The sequence below is a fragment of the Methylomonas sp. PHL2-19 genome, assembly GCF_059331595.1.
Genome location: NZ_CP196839.1, coordinates 4,190,780 through 4,212,680, shown reverse-complemented (window position 1 = coordinate 4,212,680; position 21,901 = coordinate 4,190,780). Strand labels below are relative to the sequence as shown.

Below are 21,901 nucleotides of genomic sequence, written 5' to 3'. Positions count from 1 at the left end.
TTTAGCGTCTTCAAAAATCCAACATTTGACCGCCGCCGGGATACGTTAAATGCCTATGTTGGCCTGAATTTGCATCAACAGAGCTGTGTGAAATGCCGTATAAGTCGTGATATGACACACTGCAAGCAGGCCAATATTGCTCTACGCAATGGACTGAAGACGTTCCTCGTTGTTTTTCAAAGCATCAGAGGCATAAAGTGGATCGGCGAGCATTTATTCGGAAAATCTCCCCGGCCCTATTTATCACCGGTATTCCGTTCGTACCCTCAGGGGGACAAAGGCTGCGTTCGTCGAAGCTCAGGCTGGCGTGCCCTTCGGCAATACCGGCCATATGTTGAAAAATTTTTAAGGTAGTGTTCATGATTTCTTCCCTGAAACGTTGTGAAGAGTAACGCCGGTTATCGGCGCCGCCATTCACGCAATCAGGAGATTTTATGAGGACACCCGCATTCGCGCCCTTAAGTGCGCCATTCGCCGTGACAGCCCTGGCGCTGAGCATTGCCAGCTATACGGCCTACGCCGAGCCCATGCAACAGGAAGCACGGACTTATGCCATCGCTGCCGGCGGTTTGACCGAAGCGCTGACCGCTTTCGCCGACCAGGCCAATCTAAAACTGGTATTCAACGCTGAGTTGACCCGCGGTCTGAGCGCGCCGGCCTTGCATGAAACGGTCACCGTCGAACAAGGACTGAACAAATTGCTGAAGGACAGCGGGTTGGGTTATCGCTTGGTGGGTAACGGTACGGCGATTATCGAAGCCAAACCGGTGGTCAATAACAGCGAGCCGCAGTCGGCAGCTACGATGCCGGCGGTAACGGTGCTGGGTAAGGCGGCGTATGACGCGAACGATCCGTATAACAAGGACTATGCGCTGCGCGATTCTGCGACGGCCACCAAAACCGATACGCCGTTGATGGAAACGCCGGTGAATATTCAAATCGTGCCGAAAGCGGTATTGAACGATCAGCAAGCGATCACGATAGAAACCGCGTTAAAAAATGTCAGCGGCGTAACCCTGGGCGCGGGTTCCGGGGGGCTGTCCGAAGATCTCTATCTGCGCGGCTTTCGCAGTTCGGCACTATTTCGCAACGGCTTTCGCTACGACTCCGAGTTCAGTTCTTGGGGCAAACGGCAGATGGCCAATGTCGAGCGGGTGGAAGTGGTCAAAGGCCCCGCATCCATTCTTTACGGGCGGATGGAGCCGGGCGGCATGGTCAACGTGGTGACCAAGCAGCCGCTGAATACCCCTTATTACGCCTTACAGCAGCAGTTCGGTTCGTTCGATCTTTACCGCACCACAATGGATGCCACCGGTCCGCTGACGGACGACGATACCTTGTTATACCGGATGAATGCCTCGTACGAAAACAGCGGCTCTTACCGCGAGTTGGTCGATAGCGAGCGCATCTTTCTGGCGCCGGTGCTGAAATGGAATATCAGCGCTCGAACGCAAATCACCTTCGAGATGGAATACAAACACGACAATCTGGTCAACGACACCATGGTTTGGCCTTACGTCGACGGCCGCTTCATCGATATGCCGCGCGGGCGCAATTTAATGGAAAAGACCCCGGAGAATCACGACGACATTTTGTTGGGCTTCAATTGGTCGCACCAATTTAACGACGACTGGAGCATCAGCCACCGTTTCGCCACCGAGCGCCGGGACACGCCAAACAGCGTAGCGATGCTGGGAGACGGACTGACGGGTAGCCAGTTAAATCGAATCGTGGTCGCCAATCCGGCCGACATCAATACTTATTACACGACGCTGGACTTGACCGGCCATTTCAATACCTTTGGGTTAAAGCACACACTGTTGGTGGGCGGCGACTATTACAACAACCGTTCGACCGGCCAATATTATTACGGCGATCCCGCGACCGGCATCGACATCTATAACCCTATCCACACCGGCTATAGCTTTCCGACCGGATTTGACCGCTACGACACCGACACCGACTTCTACGGCTTGTACGCCCAGGATCAAATTCAGTTGCCGCACGGGATTCACGTGATGGGCGGTTTGCGTTACCAGGTGGTCGATCAAGCCGACAAAGTGGCGCAATCCAAGCTTTCCGCGGATGCCGTGACCCCGCGGGTCGGGGTATTGTGGCAAGCGCAAGACTGGTTGAGCCTTTACGGCAATTATGTCGAAAACTTTGGCGCCACCAATGGTTTGGGTCAGGGCGGCAAGCCGCTGCCGCCCGAGAGCGCGCAGCAATGGGAATTGGGCGCCAAGAGCGAGTTTTTCGACGGCCGGCTCAGCGCCACGCTGGCTTATTTCGATTTGACCAAACAAAACGTCGCCACCACCGACCCCAACAATCCCTTGTATTCCATCGCGGTGGGCGAGGTGCGTAGCCGTGGACCGGAGCTGGACATCAAGGGCGAAATCCTGCCGGGCTGGAATATGATCGCCACCTACGCCAACCTGGACACCCGCGTTACCAAAGACAACGACGGCCGAGAAGGTCGGCGGATGTTCGCGATCCCCAGAAACGTCGGCACGTTTTGGAATACTTACGACTTTCAACAGGAGTCATTGAAAGGGTTTAAAGTCGGCGGCGGCATCACTATGCGCGATGCCTCCACCAATGTGCCGAATACCTATAATGTGCCGGGGTTTATTACGGTTGATTTAATGGCTGCCTACAATCTGAAAGTCAGCAAATCCAAAGTCACTTTCCAGCTGAATGTAAACAATCTGTTGGACAAAAATTATCTGCAAGACGTGATTCCCGGCGTCGGGCCGAACTCGCGGGTTAATATCGGTACGCCAAGAACGCTGCTGGGATCGGTAAAGGTGGAGTTTTAAGCCAGGAGGCCGCATATCTTTGGGCTCGTTCCTGTGCGCTACAGCTCGTCCGATTAGCGTAGCGTAATCGGACGCATGCAATCCTGAAACTTGTGCCCAAATACGTGCGATTACGCTTCGCTAATCGCACGTAAGCGGATTTTCTTTGGACGTGGCTCTTTCCGACTCGCTGCGTGGAACCTCAAAAACAAAAGAACGTTCCGATCCTGCCGGCAACGACCTACAAAACCGTCTGCACCAGTAGCCAATATGCCGGGTGGGCACGGTCTTTGTGCTTACCTGGCATAAGCCTATACCGATAATCGGTTTGCAGAGATGCTCACCCTGCGTTTTGTTTTCTCTTGATTTTGGTAGTGGTTTTCTCCCGTTATTCCGCGCCGAGCATCGCAGCTCTTGTGCCCCGAGGGTATTTGGCGAGAATAGTCCGTCAGGGGCGATGCAGGTATGCCGCGCGCTTCCGAATTCCCCCAAAACCCACCACCAAGCCACTCACAAACAGCAACAAAGAGGGCGGTACCGGCACAGACGTGATGTTGAGGCCGACGCTGGCACTGATTGCCAGCGGCCCTTGATTCAAAAAGATCAAACCTTGGTTGAGATCATGCAAATCGCTGGTAATCGCGATATTCAAGTCACCTGTCGCGACGGCCTGAAAATGCAAAACCGCCAGAGAAATGAATGAGCCCACGTCATTTGCACTCAAGCCCGGAAAGGCCAGGCCGGCAGCGGCTAAATTCACGCCATCCTGTGTTGAAATGTCGGTGAACAACGGGTTAATGCTGCTACCCAAAAACTGCGCAGCGCCCGTGCCACCTAATAGCGTGTTGAAACCAAAGCCCAACACCAGTTCGTCCGGGCTGGCGTTAGCCAAAGGCGCGAGAGCCAGCACTTCAATATCAAAATGATCGCCAATATGGGTAAAGCCTGAGGTCTGCGGCAGCGCCAAAAATGTGGGTTCGGTGGGCAAGACAATGGTTAACGATGAAATTGATCCCGAATTGGTTGGCGTTGGTCCCGCTTGGCTTGCAATACTACCTCGAGGCAAAATTTGAATGTCACCCCCTGTAATAAGTGGTGGTTGTTTGGCTTGCAGATTTCCTGGGGTCTGACTCGTTTGGAGGTCTATATTGCCGCCAGGGTAAATTTGAATATCGCCGGATGTGCTGAGCGTACTCGCTTGGTTGACACCAGACCAAAATGCCAACGCCAGTGTGAGGCAATGACGCCATGTCATATTTTTCATAAAACCTTCTTTAACAAATAAAAATTAATCGGCAATGTGTGCGGCCGTTACGGCTTGCTGATAGCCGCGTAGTTATTGAAATAACCGTACCAAATCCGGTAGTCGGTAATGCTGACGCAACCGGTCGCGTCATAATCCGCTTCCCGGTTAAAACCCACTTTGCCGCTGCATTTACCGATTTGCGCCTTGATCAAATTGGCATCGCTACCATCCACATCACCGTCGTTATCCAGGTCGCCCGGCACGAATAACTTGATCAACAGCGGATCGTGATCCGATGAGCGATAAGCATCGGCCGCGTAGAAGCTGCTGATTTGATTGGCTGATTTGAACTCGGTGTTGTAATCCAGAGAGCGTGGTTCGTCGGCGTTGATGTGCCATTCGCCGGCACTTTTAACTTGCGGCGCGAGTGCTGCATTCGCTAGGCCATGATCCAGATAACCGGCCGCGCCAGCGAATACGTAACTGTAAGCGGCCTGATTGCCGACGAAAGTTTCCAGCAGGTTCTGGTAACCGGCGTTTTTCAAGGCTGTGATCGGGTCTTCTTGGGCATAGCTGTTCAGGTCGCCGATGATCAGGGCATTGTTGGCGCCGTTGTGGGTAGGATCGCCAGCCAACCAGGTGGCCAAGGCTTGCGCAGCATTGGTGCGGGTTTGGTTGCAATTGCCCTGGCCGTCGCCGGTGTCGGGATCATTGACATCGTCACAAGCCGAACCTTTGGATTTAAGATGGTTGACGGCCACGGTCAGCAACTTGTTGGAAGCCTTATCCAAGAAAGTTTGGGCCAGGGCAGGGCGGTTTTTGGTGTCGATAAATAAGGGGTTTACCGAAGAATCCAATATTGCCACCGCGCCGACCGGCGTGGTTTTAGCCGGTTTGTAGATGATGCCAACCGCGATCTCATCGGTGCCGACTTTGCTCAAGCGCGGATTGATATAGGCATACGTGCCGGCGCCGGCCAGTTGATTCAAACCATTCACCAGATCGGCGATGGCGCTGCTGCTGCCGTAGCCGTCGTTTTCGATTTCCATCAAACCTACCACATCGGCATTTAAGGCATGGATGGCCGGAATGATTTTGCCGCGCTGGCGGTTGAATTCGACCAGGGTATTAGCGCCGCGAGCCGTGGGGAAGCCGCCGCCGACACCGTTACCGTTGAAGTAATTCAACACGTTGAAGCTGGCGACTTTTAACGAGCCCAATGTCGATAAGATCGGCGCCGCGCCGCGCGCGTTGTCGGCGATGAAAGTCAATGGCTGAGTCGGTTGCAGGCGGTACACGCCAAAGTCGTAAGCCAACACGCCGGCAGCGCCAACCACCGCATCGCCGCTACGCAATGGTGTGGCCGCGTTCAAACCGGTCGGCTGTGGGTAAATCACCGGGTCCGGGTTTTGGATGTTGGAGCCATCGTCTACGGTCAGCTGATTCAAGCCATTTTGCGCCGCAGCATCGATAGCCGCTTGACCGGGCGTGGCGACTTGGGTCGGAGTGAATAAACGGCCGCCGGACGAAAGTAAAAACTCGCCGAATCGACCCAGATTGAAATTTTCGCTGACTGTCAGGGTTTGCGGCAGATGGATCAACATGCCTTCCCAGCGTTCAGCGTTATTGTCGGCGTTGTCGAAGGGTAAATTCACCTCAACCGTTGTCGGTAAGGCGTTACCGGTGGCGCAAATGTCCACTGAGCTGACGTTTTCCAGGCGGGTCATATTGAAGGTTTCGGTGACGGTGCCGACGATGTGGACTTTATCGCCGACATTAACCGGCAAGCTGGAGGCGACGAACAAGCCTTCGGAAGTCGCCGGATTGGCGTCGGCACCATCGATTTGCTGTACAAAAAACCCATTCAAGTTGCCGCTGCCTTGGAAGTCGGCGCTGACCACAGCTTCGACGTGTTGCACGCTGCCGCTCAACGGACTGACGCCGCTACTGCCTTGGATGGCACTGATTAGGGTTGCCGTTTGGCCGCATTGGGATACCGGGGGAGGCGGGGTGACGCCGCCGAAGTTTTGGCTGTTGTTGACCGCGCCAAATGAATTTGTGGCTGGGGCGTTCCAGGTAAAGTTTTCGTAGCTGTTGCCGGTGCCTTTCAGTTGTAAGGATTGGCCGATGGGAGTTGAGTTAGTTTCCGCTACGCCAATATCCACGCTGGTCATGCCGTTAGCCGGGCCACCCACCGCTGTAAAAGGTGAGGGCTCGTAACTTAAAAACTGCACCACCGTGCTGCCGTTGACCAAGGCAATGCCGTCCGGAGCGCCGTTTTGAATGCCGTCTGCCGGATAGCTGAAGCTCAGCGTGCCGAAGCCGGTGCCGGTTTGATCGGCTATTACGCCGCTTAAGGCTTTGCTGTTATAGCTGGCGCCACCGTTGCCGTTATAAAGCACCAACGACCAGCCGCTGAGGTTGGTGCCGGCCGGGCCGGCGATTTCGATGGCCTCGCCGCTATCGGTGCCGGCATTGTCGTAGTGAATTTCGTTGATAAACACCGGTGTGGCTGCCTGGGCGTTGCCGAAGCAGCTCATGGCACTTACTGCGGCCAGCAGCTGGTAGCTGCGGATATGCTTTGCGATCATGGTCGGATGGTCTCTGTGCTTAAAAATCAGTAAGCAGGCCTTGAGCCTGAGCTGACTCGCAGAAAAACGCGCTCATCGGCCTAAGGGGATAGGCGACGAGCGCGTCATTGGGTAACTTCCCAAAATTCTGCAAGCCCGCTCACATTTTCCGGGATTACGCTTGGAGGAGGGTTAAGAAACCGTGACGGTTTGGCGAAGTTTTTGTGACATGTAATACAAAGCTAAGTAGGCCGGTTCCGGCAAGGTTTGGGGTTAACCAGGATGCGGCAATTCTCCATCGTGCTGCTGCGTCAATTGTGGCGCTTCCTGGGCCAGCCAGCGGATTAATTCCAGTCTGCCGTCTTGATGTTCGACAATGGCCGTGCAACTCTCCACAAAGTCGCCAGTATTGACGTATAAGAAGCCTTCTATTTCCTTGATTTCGGCATGATGTATATGTCCGCAAATCACGCCGTCCAGGCCTTCGTTTTTCAGGGTGCGGACAATGCTTTCTTCGTAATCGGAGATAAATTGCACCACATTCTTGACTTTGAATTTCACAAACGCCGCCAAGGAGAAATGCGATTGCCTGCCGAATAGGCGTCTGAACAAGCGCAGGAAGCGGTTGATTTCAATCAGCCAGTCGTAACCCAGGCTGCCGATTTTTGCCAACCATTGGTGATGTTTGGCGATGGTGTCGTATTCGTCGCCGTGGACGATCAGGAAGCGTTTGCCGTTTACCGTGGTGTGAATATCCGAGTTTTTGACGACGATGTCGCCGAACACGTAATCGTCGTAATCGCGGACGTTTTCGTCGTGGTTGCCGGGGACGTAGATAATTTGCGTGCCGTGTCTGGCTTTACGCAGGATTTTTTGAATGATGGTGTTGTGATCACGCGGCCAGTACATTTTTTTGGACAATGCCCAAAAGTCGATGATGTCGCCGACCAGATAGAGTTTTTCGCTGTCGTTATGTTTTAAAAAATCCAGCAGGGCATCGGCCTGGCATTGGGTCGAGCCAATGTGCAGGTCGGAAATCCAGATGGTGCGATAGAAAGAGGTATTCATAAGCAAACGCCAAATATTGGTATCGGACGAGGGCTATTTTTGTCTGCATTTATGACAGCAGCATGACAGAGCAGGCTTGTCGCTTCTTTGCCGAGTAATGCGGGCAACGGATTATTTTTGGCGTTTTGTGCAGACTTTAGATCGTCGGCTCTATAAATATATTGTTTAAAAACAATGGCTAACGCGCCGGGTTTTGCGTGTCTATCGGGTTGTGTCACATTCCTGTAATCTGCTTGTTCTAAGGTTTGCTTATTACCGAGACCCTGGCCAAACAAGCAAGAGAACTGCCGATGACGAAGCAAACAGACACTCCCAATAATGTGCATACCTTGCATGCGTATGACACCGATTTAGGGCATATGCACAGTTTGATGCTGGATATGACAGACCTTTTGGTTTACCAACTGGAACAGGCGATGCAGGCGCTGGACTACGGCGATGCCGAATTGGCGCAAAAAGTCGTATCGAGGCATAAAAAGGTCAAGCACTTTGAAAGCAAGATTGACGGCGAGGTATTGAACATCATTGCCCGGCATAGTCCGGTGGCAAACGATCTGCGCTATGTGTTATCGACGTCGAAAATCGCCGTAGAGCTAGAAAAAATCGGTGTCGAGATTGTCGAGTTCGCCAAACTGATTACGGTGTTGTTCGACCCGAACACCAGTGACCCTAATCAAAAGCTGTTGGCTGACATCGTGAAAATTGGCGGTTTAATCAAGCTGATTTTGGACAAGTTGATGGTGGTTTTCGAAAGTCGGGATACCAAGCAGGCATACGCCTTGTTGGAATGCGACAGGGATTGCGAGTCGGAATTGCAGGAGGGTATCAAGCACCAATTGACTTTGGTATTGCACGACGCCCGAATGATTCGCAGAGCCTTGGATGTGATGCAAATGATGAAAGCCATGGAGCGTTGCGGCGAGCATTGCCGGAACATTGCCGAGCACGCCATTTTTATGTTGGATGGTATTGATGTGCGGCATGGTGGGCTGGCGACTCAGGCTAGTCTTGCTGGTTAAGCATTTGCGCGCGGCTGCCTCTTCGGTGTTTGCCGTCATTTAAAAACAAAGAAGCCGGCATTGCCGGCTTTTTAATGAGGGTAAATGCCAAACCGTTATTTGTGGATTTCCAAATGCAAGGCCCGGTATTCTTCGGTCAATTTGTGGGTTGGCGCGTAGTGAATCAAGGGCTGGGCATCGCTGTGCGATTCGCGGACTTTCACCGAGGTGGAGATTTTGGTCTCCAGGACCGGCAAACCCTCGGCGATCAGGTCTTCCACCAACTGCCGCGGCAGGTTGGCCTGCTTTTGATATTGGTTGACGATGACGCCTTCCACTTCCAGTCTGTCGTTATGATCGGCTTTGACTTCGGCGATGGCGCGCATCAATGTGTACAGGGCTTCACGAGCGAAGGTGTCGCAGTCGAACGGAATCAGGCATTTTTCGGCGGCGATTAAAGCTGATAGGCTATAAAAATTTAAAATCGGCGGGGTGTCGATATAGATTTGCTCGAAGCCTTCCAGTTTTTCCAACGCTTCTTTTAATTTGTAGATTTTATGCCGCGATTCCAACCGGCTTTGCAAACCTTCCAAATCGCTATGAGATGGCAATACGAAAAGGTTGGGGAAGGGGGTTTCATGAATCAGACCGTCCAAGCCTTCCTTGCCGCCGCCGAACAGGCCGAGGCCCAGGCTATCCTTAAAAAAATGGGCGATGGTCTTGTCGGAATCGGCGACTTTATTGCCCAGCAAATACTGGGTGGAATTGCCTTGCACATCGAGATCGATCACCAGGGTTTTTTTACCCTCTACGGCGCTGATGGCTGCTAGGTTACAGGTAATGGTAGATTTACCCACGCCGCCTTTCTGATTGAAGATCACCCTGCGCATAATCGCCCTCGATTGCTAAAAAATAAAAGCCAGCATTATAAGGTTAAAGCCTGCAATATCAAACGCGCGAGAAACTGTCGCCCTTGCATTCCGGGCAGGCCGGTATCACGCTGGTGGATTTGAAGGCGATTTGTTTACCGCAGGCATCGCAGACAAAAGTGCCGGGGCCGGCTACCTCACCGCTTTTATACGGATGATAGAGTTTGGCTTCCATCTCCAACGCGGCTAGTTTGACCTTGGTTTTGTCGGCGATGTCCATGAAAGCGTCCAAAGCAAAGTTCTCGATCAAATCGATGTCAAACTTCAACCATTCGGACAACGAATTGCTGTCGTTTTGTTGCGACGGCGCGGTGGCGACGTGTTCTACATCGCGCATCACATAGTCGGCGATTTTATTGATTTCTTCTTGCGTGTGGCCGCCCAGCGCGCTGGTTTTTTCCTTGGCTATTTCCAATGCGTCGGCGACGGTGTGTAAGGTATCGTCCAGGGCTTCGTAAAGATGGCCCATCAGATCGTCATACGCTTTGATCAGTTTGTTTTCGCCCATGGCTGCTCCTTGTGTTGTTTTAATTTTCACGCTTTAGCTTTAAGCGTCTCTAAGGTATTCTAGCGCCTTTTTACAGCAAAAGACGAATAGGATGGAAGAGCATTACAAGCCGTCGGAAATAGAGCAAAAAGTACAGGCCGACTGGGAAAAATCCGGGGTGTTTACCGCTTCTGAAGACACCGGCAAAGAAAAATACTATTGCCTGTCGATGTTTCCTTATCCCAGCGGCAAGCTGCACATGGGCCACGTTCGCAACTACACGATAGGCGACGTGATCAGCCGTTTTCAAAGGATGCAGGGCAAACATGTGTTGCAACCGATGGGTTGGGACGCCTTTGGTTTACCGGCCGAAAATGCGGCCATGCAAAACAAGGTGCACCCGGCCGACTGGACCTATTCGAATATCGATTACATGCGCGACCAGCTGAAACGGCTGGGTTTTGGTTACGATTGGAGCCGCGAACTGGCGACTTGCGATCCGAGTTATTACCGGTGGGAACAATGGTTTTTCATCCGCTTGCTGGAAAAGGGTCTGGTTTATAAAAAAACCGCGCCGGTCAATTGGTGTCCGCACGACCAAACCGTGCTGGCAAACGAACAAGTCATCGACGGCTGCTGCTGGCGTTGCGATACCCAAGTCGAGAAAAAAGAAATTTCCCAGTGGTTTTTAAAAATCACCGCTTATGCCGACGAGTTGCTGACCTCGCTGGATAAACTACCGGGGTGGCCGGAACAGGTTAGAACCATGCAGGCCAATTGGATAGGCCGCTCCGAAGGCGTGGAGATGGATTTCGCAGTTGAGGGATTCGATTCGCCGATTCGCATCTATACCACCCGCCCGGACACCGTGATGGGCGTGACTTATGTGGCGGTGGCCGCCGAACATCCCTTGGCCTTGAAGGCCGCCGAAACCAACGCCGACATCGCCGCCTTCATCGAATCCTGCAAGCAGATGGAAACCTCCGAAGCGGCGATGGAAACCATGGAAAAACGTGGCATCGCTTCCGGTTTCCACGCCATTCATCCTTTGACCGGCGAATCCGTACCGGTATGGATCGCCAATTTCGTGTTGATGAGCTACGGTACGGGCGCTGTGATGTCGGTGCCGGCGCACGATCAGCGCGATTACGAATTCGCTAAGCGATATGGCATTGCCATCAAGGAAGTGATTGCCGCCGCGGATGGCTCTGACGACAGCGTTGCCGAAAAAGCCTTTACCGATAAAGGTGTGTTGAAAAACTCCGGAGAATTCGATGGCTTGAATTTTAAACAAGCCTTCGACGCCATCGCCACCAAACTGGCCGGCTTGGGCAAGGGCGAACGCAAGACCAATTTCAGATTGCGCGACTGGGGTGTCTCGCGGCAACGCTACTGGGGTGCGCCGATTCCGGTGATCTATTGCGACGACTGTGGCACAGTGCCGGTGCCCGACGAGCAATTGCCGGTGACCTTGCCGCGCGATGTGGTGCTGGACGGCTCCCAATCGCCGTTGGCCGCGCATCCGACCTTTCCACACACCGATTGTCCGAAATGTGGCAAGCCGGCGCGGCGCGAAACCGATACATTCGATACCTTCATGGAATCGTCCTGGTATTTCGCACGTTATGCCAGCCAGGATTGCGACACTGCGATGCTGGATCAGCGCGCCAATTACTGGTTGCCGGTCGATCATTACATCGGTGGCATCGAACATGCGATTTTGCATTTGCTGTATGCGCGTTTTTTCACCAAGTTGTTGCGCGATGAAGGTTTGGTGGTGTGCGACGAGCCGTTCAAAAACTTGCTGACGCAAGGCATGGTGATCGCCGAAACCTTCTATCAAATCGACGATCACGGCCACAAACGCTATTTCAATCTGACCCAAATCGATGTCGAACGCGACGCCAAAGGCAAAATCATAGGCGCCAAATTGCTGGAAGATGGTTCGCCGGTCACCGTCGGCGCCGTGGAAAAAATGTCGAAGTCCAAAAACAACGGCGTCGATCCGCAGGTCTTGATTGATAAATACGGCGCGGATACGGTGCGTTTGTACACGATGTTTACTTCGCCGCCGGATCAGTCGTTGGAATGGAATGACGCCGGTGTGGAAGGTGCATTCCGCTTCCTGAAACGTTTGTGGCGGCAAGTCTATTTGCATGTCGAAGCCGGATTGCCTCAGCAAGCGCTGGACAAGGCGGCCTTGAGCGATGATCAAAAAGTGTTGCGCCGCCAGTTGTATCAGGCGTTGCAAAAAGTCACCGACGATATGGCCCGTCGCCATACCTTTAATACCGCGATTGCGGCCAACATGGAGCTGGTCAACGCGCTGAATAAATTTGAAGACAATAGCGATAATGGCAGGGCAACCCGTCAGGAAGTGTTGGAGGCTATCGTCTTGATGCTGGCTCCGATTATTCCGCATGCGGCTCAAGCATTGTGGAATCAGTTGGGGCATAACGATGACATCGTGCTTGCCGCTTGGCCACTGATCGACGAATCCGCATTGCAACAGGACGCCATCGAAATGGTCGTGCAAGTGAACGGTAAGCTGCGCGGTAAATTATCCGTTGCGGCAACGGCGTCCAAGGAGCAAGTCGAAGCCTTGGCCCTGGCCGACGACAATGTGCAGCGTTATCTGGACGGTAAACCGGTGAAAAAGCTGATTGTGGTGCCGCAGAAACTGGTGAATATCGTTGTTTAAACGCTGGGTTTTCGAGAAGCAAATGATAAATCACTTGAGCCGAATGGTTTTGTTTGGAACTTTGGCGCTGCTGCTTGGCTGCGGATATCATCTGCGCGGTTCGATAGAGATGCCGGAAGTGCTGAAAAACATGTATGTGTTTGGTGCTTCCACTCCGCTTCAGGGTGAGCTGCAGTCCATCATGAAGGCATCGAAAGGCAAAATAGTGGGTTCTCCCAATGATGCCGGCGTGGTGGTCAAGGTGCTTAGGGAAGACATGCGTAACCGGGTACTGACCATCGGTTCAACCGGTAAATCCAGCGAGTCCGAGCTGGAATATTATCTGCGCTTTCAATTTTTCGACAGCAAGGAAAATGCGCTGATGGACGAGCAAGTGATCGAAATTTCCCGGGAGTTTTTTAACGACCAAACGGCGGTACTGGCGAAAGGCAACGAAGAACAATTGATTCGCAACGAAATCTATAAACAAGTGGCGCGGATGATATTGGCTAGAGCCAGGATAGCCGTCGATACGCAGAAAAAATAAGTATGCGTTTAAAGCTTGACCAGTTGACCGCTGCCTTGCAGAAAGAGCTGGCACCGGTTTATCTGCTGAGCGGTGACGAGCCTCTACAACTTGGCGAAGCGGCGGACGACATTCGGCGTGCGGCTCGTACTGCAGGTTATCTCACCCGCGAAGTGATTGCCATCGATACCGGTAACGAGTGGCCGCAATTGACGCTCGAAGCCGAATCCCTTTCCATCTTTTCCGACAAAAAACTCATCGATTTACGCTTGCCTTCCGGCAAGCCTGGGTTAGAAGGCGGCAAAGCCCTAAGCGCGTATTGTCAGCGTCCCCCCGAAGATACCGTTTTGCTGATCACCGCCGGCAAGCTGGATAGCGCGGCGCAGAAGTCGCAATGGTTTCAGACCTTGGATAAAATTGCGATCACCGTGCAGGTCTGGCCATTACAAGGGCCGGAGTTGTTGCAATGGTTGCAGCGCCGCGCGGAACGTAAGGGCATGCATCTTGACGCGGAGGCGTTGAAAAGCCTGGCCGTGCGAGTCGAAGGCAACTTGCTGGCCGCGGCTCAGGAGCTTGAAAAACTATATATCTTGCACGGGGCTAACCGTATCAACAAAGCCATGGTTGAGGGCGATGTGGCTGACAGCGCTAGGTTTGACGTGTTTAAGTTGATGGATGCTTTGTTGTCGGGCAAGGTGAATCGATCCGTTAAAATTCTTGCCGGGCTCAAAGCGGAAGGCGTCGCAGCGCCGGTGGTGTTGTGGGCTATCAGCCGCGAAGCCCGAACCCTGGTCAGTATCAAGACTGAATTGAAACGCGGTGGTAACCCGGACGTTCTCTACAAAAAATATCAGATCTGGGACAAGCGCAAGCAGTTGGTGCATGAGGCCTTGCAGAGGTTGAAGAGCAAGGAGCTACAGGGTATTTTGCAAGCAAGCGCTAATGTGGATTGCCAAATCAAAGGCCAGATTAACGGCGACGAATGGGAGGGCTTGTTTAGGATTTGTTTGTTGTTTTCGAAGGGCTCAGGTATCCGCGCAGTGGAATATTAAAGCTACTGTCCAAAAGAAATTTGAGCGGTAGCTTTAAGATGGAATTGAATGCCTTAACCAGTGATTTTTTTACGTTTGCCGGTACTGAGTAAACCAAGCAAACCGCTACCAAATAACCATACGGCGGTTGGTACGGGTACCGCTGTCAGTTGCATGTAACCGTCGGATACAAATTTTTGACCGTCTGCATGTCCCTGAACGCTGTTAAAGTTAACACTTTGCAGTCCTTTAGTGGTAATGGAAAAGAATGCGTCTGCACCGCCGATTGTATTTGGACTATACACAGCCTGGTCGGAACCCGATGCAGCACCAGCAAAATTCAGGGTTAGTTCTTGGCCTCCAGTACCTTTGAACAAACTGCCGTTTCCGGAGTTTATACTCCCCCAAAGAATTCGTTGTGAGTTAACGTCAGAAAAACCGGTGTCGTTGATGAAGCTGTGATCAGGAGTAGTGTCAAAATACAGTGCTACGTCGCCTGTCATGTTGTCCACCGACTGGGTATTACCGTCGATGCTGTTGGAATAGTTACCAAAAAAATGAGCAACCGCAGTCAATTCATAAGTTGATCCAAGATTACCGTTTGAGACGCCAACGAAGCCTAGGTCGTGTGACCTCACATAGGATTGATACCAACCCTCTACCGTTCCAGATGTGGCACTATTGGGTGTGAATTTTATCATGGCGGCGCCAGGGGCAAAGTCGTAGCTGTCAAACGGTCCAACTGCGGGTCCTTCATCGCCGGCAGCGTTTGGTGCTAACTTATAATCTGCAGTACCAACCCATTGTGTACTCGCCATCGCAGCAGGGGCGGCAATAACCAGTCCTGCCGTTAAAATTGCATTTCGCTTGAGATGCTTGCTTAAAGTTTTACTGCTCATTGCTGTACCTCATAAAAGTTAGATTGTATTCCCCCAAAATGCGGTTATAGCTGATTTTGTGAACCAACACAAATTACAGTTCTATTACTGAAACTCCCCGAATGGGCTTTCAGTTTAGTCGCAATGGAAAGCGTAAATCATCTGAGCCGGGGCTCACTACAAATTCGTGTGCAATGTTCAATAAAAACAGCGTCCTGCTTGTACAAGATTTTTCTGGAAAATGCCCGCTAGAAGTCGTGGGAAGCTTGATAAAAGCCGGTTGTTCTAAAAAGCAAATGATCGACGATACACTGAATCGTCGGAATCTTTACGCCGGGTGTTCTGGGGCAATTAATGATTTCCCAAGGTGTCGATGGCGACGATTGTTGGTATTGTTGTTAAATGGGCCCAAAATGACGAAGCCAGGAAATTTGGCGGCGTTACTAAACACAAACACCAACGCAACTGCAGCCATTTTGTTTGAAAGACTATCCGTTAATCGTCTTAGAATCCGTCACAATAGCCCGGATCATTTTTTTCATGCAAAGTAAACCCCTTATCCTACAGGAAACCCTCGATGCCCGCTTGGTACGCAGATAATTCCCAATCGATAGGCCGGACACCTTTAGTACTCATCAATCATATTAGCCAAGGATTGAACGCGACCTTGTTGGTGAAAATTGAAGGCCGTAATCCGTCTTATTCGGTGAAATGCCGGGTCGGTGCGGCGATAGTCTGGGCGGCGGAGCGCCAAGGCCTATTAACGCCGGGTAAGACTTTATTGGAAGCCACCAGCGGTAATTCCGGTATTGCGTTGGCTGCGGTGGCCGCAGCGCGTGGCATCCCTATCACATTGACGATGCCGGATAACATGAGCCAGGAGCGCCGCACGTTGTTGTTGGCGTATGGCGCGAACCTGCGGTTGACCGATGGCGCGCTCGGTATGCGCGCGGCGGTAGAGCAGGCCGCGGCGATTGCCGCGGCCGACCCTGAACATTATCTATTGCTGGAACAGTTTAAAAACCCGGCCAATCCGGCGATACACGAACAAACCACCGGCCCGGAAATTTGGCGCGATAGCGGCGGTCAGGTCGATATATTCGTAGCCGGCGTCGGCACCGGCGGCACGATTACCGGTGTGTCGCGCTACCTGAAAAAGCATTGTGGCAGACCGGTACTCAGTGTCGCAGTCGAGCCGGCTGGCAGCCCCGTATTAAGCCAGACTCGCGCCGGGCTGCCTTTGCAAGCCGCGCCGCATGGCATTCAAGGGATAGGCGCCGGCTTTGTGCCGCAGAATTTGGATTTGTCGTTGATTGACTTGATCGAGCCGGTAGAAGACGCTGAAGCCATCGCCTATACACGACGCCTCGCCAAGGAGGAAGGGATTATGGCCGGTATTTCCAGCGGTGCGGCGCTTGCGGTTGCTGTTCGTCTGGCCAAGCGTTCGGAACACGCAGGTAAAGTCATCGTCGCCGTGTTGCCGGATTCCGGCGAGCGCTATTTGAGCTCGTCATTGTTTGGTGAATAACGAGAGCCGGTTGTTAATGCGAACAAGCAAATTACTAAAAGCGGCTGGGCTGGATTACTTAAATCGGGCGTTAAAGCTAGTAAATCTGGTTTGGTATTGCGGTTTCTGCTTCAATAGCCCATTTTTGGCAAGAATGACGCATGAACGATTTGACGATTTTATCCGCGCTGGCCGGGGGAGCCATGATTGGGCTGGCTGCCGCTTTGCTGTTGTTTACCCATAAGCATACCGCTGGGATTTCCGGCATCGCCGCAGGCATGCTACCGCCTTGGAACGAGAGCAGTGTCTGGCGCGGCTGGTTTCTGGCCGGCCTGCTGGCGAGTGGGCCTCTTTATCGCTTAAGCGGTGCAGACATCGCGCTGGATTTGGCAGCCTCGCCTGGTTTGCTGGCAATTGCCGGCCTGCTGGTGGGTTACGGCACCCGGCTAGGTGGCGGCTGCACTAGTGGGCACGGTGTTTGCGGTATCGCCCGCTTGTCCATGCGATCCATCGTCGCGACGCTGACTTTCATGCTGACAGCCGGCATTACGGTATTTATTGTTCGGCATCTGCTCTAAACCGGAAATTCTCGATGAAAAATACTGTTTATTTATTTGCCTACGGGCTGTTGTTTGGGCTGGGCTTGATCGTGGCAGGTATGAGCAACCCAGCCAAAGTACTGGCGTTTTTGGATGTAGCCGGGGCGTGGGACCCCAGTTTGGCCTTGGTCATGGCAAGTGCCTTATTGACGCTGGGGCTGGCGCGCTACTTGATGCATCGCAACAACGACACGGCGGATCGCGAGCAAGAGCCTTCGGCTATTGTGCCTGCCGGGATTGATGCCAAACTGATTGCCGGAGCGGCGATATTCGGCGTGGGCTGGGGCTTATCCGGTTTTTGTCCGGGGCCGGCTTTATTGGGATTGAGTGCCAGCGTGTTGGGTAATTATGCGTTTGTTGTGGCGATGTTTGCCGGATTTTGGTTGTTTCGCTTGTTGCATCAACGCTAACAAGCCACTCCTATCAGTTAAGGATTAAGCCCTTAGGATTGATGCCAATTTTGCGTCAGCCGGGTCTACGGGCCAATCTGCGGCATCAACAGAATCCAATGGCAAATTGCGGACTTCAGCCTGCCACTTACGGATAAACTGGCCGTCCGGATCGTAAAGCCGGGTTTGTTTTTCCAGGTCAAAATGCCGCTGGCCGCGCGGATCAGCACCCACCCCGGCCAGATATTGCCAATTTCCCCAATTGCTGGCCACATCGTAATCCAGCAACTGTTGTTCAAAGTAAGCCGCGCCGAAACGCCAATCCACTGCCAATTCATTGACCAAACAACTGGCGACGATTTGCCGGCCGCGATTGGACATATAACCTGTCGCGTTCAGTTGTTTCATGCAAGCGTTTACTAATGGATAGGGCGTGTAACCGTGACACCATTTTTGAAAACGTTCCGGATAAAAGCAGGTTAAAGGTTTGCGTGGTTTAATGCCGCGAAACGCAAACAGCCGCTTGCCGTGCTGGTGGGCGTACCATTGAAAATACTCTCGCCAGAGCAATTCAAAATACAGCCAATAGGTGGATTCATTGGCGCCATTCTCCTCTTCGTAACGGCGCAAACTGGAATAGATTTTTCGTACCGACAGATTGCCATGGGCCAGCCAAGGCGAAAACTTGCTGGAGTTTTCCCAACCGTCCAACTCGTTGCGCAGGTCTTTATAGCGGCTGGGGTAGTTGCTAAGAAAATACGCTTTAAGCTGTTTTTTACCGGCGGTCTCGCCGCCATGAAACGCCAACTCCGCATCGAGCGCTGAAATGGCCGGCAAATACACCGGAAAATTCAATAACCAATCCGATTTGGGTTCCGGGCTGGGGGGCAGCGCATCGGGCGGCAGCAAAGGATGATCGACCCGCAACTGCTCGACGATTTCCTTGAATGGCGTGAAGTACTGCTGCAATTGCGTAAATGGCAACTCGCGCAGGTTGAACAAGGTTTGCGTATCCGATTCGACAAAACGTAAGCCCGGCAAATGTTTTTGCAGTGCCAGCCATTGTTGCCGCTCCTGAAAACCAGCATGGCGGCTGCGATAAATCACCGATACGCCATGCTTGGCGACTAGCCCACCGATGGCCGCAAGCGGTGTTTCGTAACAAACCAGCAGATGTTGTCCAACTTGCTGAAGATTTCTATCCAGATCCTGTAAGGCTTCTTTCAAAAACCGCCAACGCTGGGTCGACAGGTTGGCCATGCCGTACTGGTTGGGCGCCAACCAGGCAGGGTCCAGACAATACACGCAAAGCAACTGATCCACGGCTGCGCTGGCTTGTTGCAGGTTGGCGTTATCATGCACCCGCAAATCATTACCAAACCAGTAAAGTCCAATTCTGCGCATTGCCGTCTCGTCCTGATAAAAAATGCCGGCATGCCGCCGGCGAGAGCTGAGGTTTACAACCCTATTTAGCTGATAACAAGGCGCTGATCTTAGAATCCAGCTGTTCCGGTGTCACAGCGCTGGGGAAGGCCGCCACGCTGTTGCCGCTGCGATCAATCAAATATTTGTGAAAATTCCAGGCCGGCGCCTGACCGGTGGCTTTAATCAGTTTTTGGAAGAAACCGTTCGCTGCCGCGCCTTTCACCTGACTTTTTTCCAGCATGGGGAACGTGACGCCGTAATTGATGTAACAGACGTTTGCAGTTTTTTCCGCTTCGCTGAACTCCTGATTAAAATCATTGGACGGAAAGCCCACCACCACCAAACCCTGATCCTTATATTTTTGATATAAGGCTTCTAGGCCCTTGAATTGCGGGGTGTAGCCGCAGTTGCTGGCGGTATTGACGGCCAGGATCACCTTGCCTTGAAACGCCTGGCAAAAATCGATTTGCTCGCTGGAACGAAGCTTGGACATCTTGTAATTCAGCAATTCCGGGCAAGGCTCGGCGCCGGCTACCGACACGGAGCACGCCCAGAGGCTGGCGACTAAAAACGCGGTTTTCATCATGGTTCCTCCTGATTCGTTATCCTTGAGCATACCAGTACTGGTTAAAAGTCAACCTTGGCTGACTATCGCCATTAATGCGTTTGCAGCATGCCTTGCTTGACAATAAAGTCAGCGACGGCTTCCAAGCCATTGCCGGTTTTGATGTTGGTAAACACAAATGGTCGTTCGCCGCGCATCTTTTTGGCATCCCGGTCCATCACTTCCAGCGACGCGCCGACGTAAGGCGCCAAATCAATTTTATTGATCACCAATAAATCCGAACGGGTGATGCCGGGGCCGCCTTTACGCGGTATCTTGTCGCCGGCAGAGACATCGATCACGTAAATCGTCAGGTCAGCCAATTCCGGGCTGAAGGTCGCGCTGAGATTATCTCCGCCGCTTTCCACCATCACAAAATCCAGCTCAGGCCAGCGTTCGCACAACTCGTCCACCGCCGCCAGATTCATCGATGCATCCTCGCGGATGGCGGTATGCGGACAGCCGCCGGTTTCCACGCCCAGGATGCGCTCTTCCGGCAGCGCCTGGCTGCGAATCAAAAACTGCTGGTCTTCGCGGGTGTAAATGTCGTTGGTGACCACCCCGATTTCGTAATCGTCGCGCATCCTCTTGCACAAGGCATCCACCAGCGCAGTCTTGCCGGAACCCACCGGGCCGCCGATGCCTACTCTTAAAATTTGTTTGTCGTTCATATTGTCTCCAGTTGCCCCCGTCACTATCCGGGATTTAAAAATGCCAAACCTCGATTCCACTGCGCTGCGTTGAGGCAGCGTTTATCGGTTGGTGCGAATTATTTCCAGCCTTTAAAAACCGTTTGCCCTGAACCTGTCGAAGAGCCTGCCACCTAGGGCTTTGACAAGCTCAGCCCGAACGGAATATCTGCGATAAAGAGCGTAGATACTCTGTTCAAAAGCAACAAATTTCATCATTTTTTACTCGGCGATGATGGATTCAGGGATGGCATAAAACCGTGTGTTATCGAACGGCTGATCGTGCTTCAACATGCCATGGATCGCATGCAGTAATTTACGCATGACGGCGCAGACGGCTTGCAAAGGTTTCTTGCCGTTGTCGATCAAATGCTGGAAATACGCTCGCACATGCGGATCGTGCTGTTTGGCACTCAAGGCCGGCATATACAACGCCGAACGAATATGCCGGTTACCGGCCTTGGATAGCCGCATTTTCTTGTGTACGCTTTTGCCCGACTCAAAGGCCTTGGGATCGAGTCCGGCAAACTTGACCCATTCGCGATGCGACAGGTTGGGCGGCAATAGCAGTAGTTCGCCCATCAAGGCAATGGCGCTGGTTTGGGCAATGCCTTTGATGCCGGTCAACAGGTCGAATATTCGTTGCAGTTCCGGATGCTGGTCGATCAACGCCAGCGCCTCGCCAGCCAACGTATCGATGCGTTTTTCCAGCTGACTAATCGCCAATTTGGCATCGCGTAGTAGGGCCTTCGGCGTTTCCTCGGTCGCACTCAGCGCATGTAGATGATTTTTCGCGGCGGCCTTCTGACCGGTTAGCGCGTCGATACGGCGAGCATAGCCGCGCAAAGCCAGCGCTTGATTCGAAGGACGAGTCCAGGCGACGAAATCCATGCGCTCGACATATTCGGCCAAGGTGTTGGCATCGACGGCGTCGGTTTTACTGTTTTTCATCAATACCTTAGCGAAGTGATGCGAAGCCTTGGGATTGACCACCATCACAGGTACACCGACGTCGTGTAGCGCAATAGCAAGATCGAAATGGTAAATACCGGTGGCTTCCAGACAGACCTTGATGCCGGGTAATTTGATCAACTTATTCACCAGACGCGCACGGTCGCTACGAGTATTAGCATATTTTTGCGGGTCGAACGGCTTGCCGTTCTTGCGGATCACTAAAACCAATTCGTCGGCGCCGACATCCACGCCGGCAAACAGGCGATGGACAGATTCAGCGGGGGTGTTGAGCGAGCGGTTCGTCATCATCATTTTTAAATACAGTTTAAAGGGAAGTACACTATTCACCGGTTCCCGACCCTGCACATGCACCTACCTTCCTTGTGTATGCAGGCTCTAAGCCTCGGATACTCCACGGTATGGGTGAATAGGGCGGGGGCCAATCTACACGACAGGCTCTGGTAAACTACCAGTCCTCAGGGTGGGACGGCCTCCCAATGAACAATCACAGCTTAATCGGTTT

19 protein-coding genes are annotated in these 21,901 nt (G+C 52.7%); 8 read left to right on the top strand and 11 right to left on the bottom strand.

The features are described 5' to 3' along the window. The first annotated feature begins 434 nt into the window (after positions 1-434). Positions 435-2,819 (top strand): TonB-dependent siderophore receptor, encoded by a 2,385-nt coding sequence (locus tag ACR02O_RS19390; RefSeq protein WP_494522226.1) that lies wholly within the window; start codon positions 435-437, stop codon positions 2,817-2,819. 427 nt (positions 2,820-3,246) lie between these two features. Here the strand turns inward: ACR02O_RS19390 and ACR02O_RS19385 are convergent, their stop codons facing one another. From ACR02O_RS19385 to ACR02O_RS19370, 4 genes are all read right to left on the bottom strand, one after another. Further along, positions 3,247-3,786: a hypothetical protein gene (locus tag ACR02O_RS19385; RefSeq protein ID WP_494522225.1), complete on the bottom strand. Its 540-nt coding sequence runs from the start codon at positions 3,784-3,786 to the stop codon at positions 3,247-3,249. A gap of 323 nt (positions 3,787-4,109) precedes the next feature. After that, complete coding sequence (locus tag ACR02O_RS19380) at positions 4,110-6,635, bottom strand: ExeM/NucH family extracellular endonuclease (RefSeq protein ID WP_494522224.1); 2,526 nt, start codon at positions 6,633-6,635, stop codon at positions 4,110-4,112. A gap of 252 nt (positions 6,636-6,887) precedes the next feature. Beyond that, the gene (locus ACR02O_RS19375) at positions 6,888-7,682 is read right to left on the bottom strand and encodes a UDP-2,3-diacylglucosamine diphosphatase (protein WP_033157894.1); all 795 of its coding nucleotides are present in this window, start codon (positions 7,680-7,682) and stop codon (positions 6,888-6,890) included. Then, a complete protein-coding gene (locus ACR02O_RS19370) occupies positions 7,679-7,900 on the bottom strand; it encodes a hypothetical protein (RefSeq protein WP_494522223.1) in 222 nt (73 codons plus the stop codon). The genes ACR02O_RS19375 and ACR02O_RS19370 overlap by 4 nt, the downstream gene beginning before the upstream one ends. 72 nt (positions 7,901-7,972) lie before the next feature. Here ACR02O_RS19370 and phoU point away from each other — a divergent pair, with 72 nt between their 5' ends. Then, the gene (gene phoU, locus ACR02O_RS19365; RefSeq protein WP_171694553.1) at positions 7,973-8,701 is read left to right on the top strand and encodes a phosphate signaling complex protein PhoU; all 729 of its coding nucleotides are present in this window, start codon (positions 7,973-7,975) and stop codon (positions 8,699-8,701) included. A 95-nt stretch (positions 8,702-8,796) separates the two neighbouring features. Here the strand turns inward: phoU and ACR02O_RS19360 are convergent, their stop codons facing one another. Continuing rightward, complete coding sequence (locus ACR02O_RS19360) at positions 8,797-9,570, bottom strand: ParA family protein (RefSeq protein ID WP_033157892.1); 774 nt, start codon at positions 9,568-9,570, stop codon at positions 8,797-8,799. Positions 9,571-9,628: 58 nt separating this feature from the next. Next, the gene (locus tag ACR02O_RS19355; RefSeq protein WP_020482673.1) at positions 9,629-10,117 is read right to left on the bottom strand and encodes a zinc ribbon-containing protein; all 489 of its coding nucleotides are present in this window, start codon (positions 10,115-10,117) and stop codon (positions 9,629-9,631) included. Positions 10,118-10,208: 91 nt separating this feature from the next. Between ACR02O_RS19355 and leuS the strand changes: the two genes are divergently transcribed. From leuS to holA, 3 genes are read left to right on the top strand one after another with little or no spacing between them, the layout of a single operon-like run. Then, complete coding sequence (leuS, locus tag ACR02O_RS19350; protein ID WP_494522222.1) at positions 10,209-12,797, top strand: leucine--tRNA ligase; 2,589 nt, start codon at positions 10,209-10,211, stop codon at positions 12,795-12,797. A gap of 22 nt (positions 12,798-12,819) precedes the next feature. Next, positions 12,820-13,323, top strand: a complete 504-nt coding sequence (locus ACR02O_RS19345) for an LPS-assembly lipoprotein LptE (RefSeq protein ID WP_240348239.1) — start codon at positions 12,820-12,822, stop codon at positions 13,321-13,323. A 2-nt stretch (positions 13,324-13,325) separates the two neighbouring features. Further along, positions 13,326-14,354, top strand: coding sequence for a DNA polymerase III subunit delta (gene holA / locus ACR02O_RS19340; RefSeq protein ID WP_494522221.1), 1,029 nt, complete (start codon positions 13,326-13,328; stop codon positions 14,352-14,354). 53 nt (positions 14,355-14,407) lie between these two features. Here the strand turns inward: holA and pepA are convergent, their stop codons facing one another. Next, positions 14,408-15,232: a flocculation-associated PEP-CTERM protein PepA gene (gene pepA / locus ACR02O_RS19335; protein WP_319962486.1), complete on the bottom strand. Its 825-nt coding sequence runs from the start codon at positions 15,230-15,232 to the stop codon at positions 14,408-14,410. A gap of 556 nt (positions 15,233-15,788) precedes the next feature. Here pepA and cysK point away from each other — a divergent pair. The 3 genes from cysK to ACR02O_RS19320 all read left to right on the top strand — a co-directional run bounded on the left by cysK (position 15,789) and on the right by ACR02O_RS19320 (position 17,727). After that, positions 15,789-16,739, top strand: a complete 951-nt coding sequence (cysK, locus tag ACR02O_RS19330; protein ID WP_415878889.1) for a cysteine synthase A — start codon at positions 15,789-15,791, stop codon at positions 16,737-16,739. A gap of 140 nt (positions 16,740-16,879) precedes the next feature. Next, on the top strand, positions 16,880-17,296 hold the full coding sequence (locus ACR02O_RS19325; RefSeq protein WP_494522220.1) for a YeeE/YedE family protein: 417 nt from the start codon (positions 16,880-16,882) through the stop codon (positions 17,294-17,296). Between the two features lie 14 nt (positions 17,297-17,310). Next, the gene (locus ACR02O_RS19320) at positions 17,311-17,727 is read left to right on the top strand and encodes a DUF6691 family protein (protein ID WP_494522219.1); all 417 of its coding nucleotides are present in this window, start codon (positions 17,311-17,313) and stop codon (positions 17,725-17,727) included. Positions 17,728-17,751: 24 nt separating this feature from the next. Here the strand turns inward: ACR02O_RS19320 and ACR02O_RS19315 are convergent, their stop codons facing one another. The 4 genes from ACR02O_RS19315 to ACR02O_RS19300 form a co-directional block, all read right to left on the bottom strand. Continuing rightward, positions 17,752-19,110: a DASH family cryptochrome gene (locus ACR02O_RS19315; protein ID WP_494522218.1), complete on the bottom strand. Its 1,359-nt coding sequence runs from the start codon at positions 19,108-19,110 to the stop codon at positions 17,752-17,754. A 61-nt stretch (positions 19,111-19,171) separates the two neighbouring features. Next, positions 19,172-19,717, bottom strand: coding sequence for a glutathione peroxidase (locus ACR02O_RS19310; RefSeq protein WP_240348241.1), 546 nt, complete (start codon positions 19,715-19,717; stop codon positions 19,172-19,174). A gap of 71 nt (positions 19,718-19,788) precedes the next feature. Then, entirely contained in the window at positions 19,789-20,406 is a 618-nt protein-coding gene (gene ureG / locus ACR02O_RS19305) for an urease accessory protein UreG (protein WP_319962491.1), read from the bottom strand. A gap of 240 nt (positions 20,407-20,646) precedes the next feature. Next, entirely contained in the window at positions 20,647-21,690 is a 1,044-nt protein-coding gene (locus tag ACR02O_RS19300; protein WP_494522208.1) for an IS110 family RNA-guided transposase, read from the bottom strand. Between the last annotated feature and the right edge of the window lie 211 nt (positions 21,691-21,901).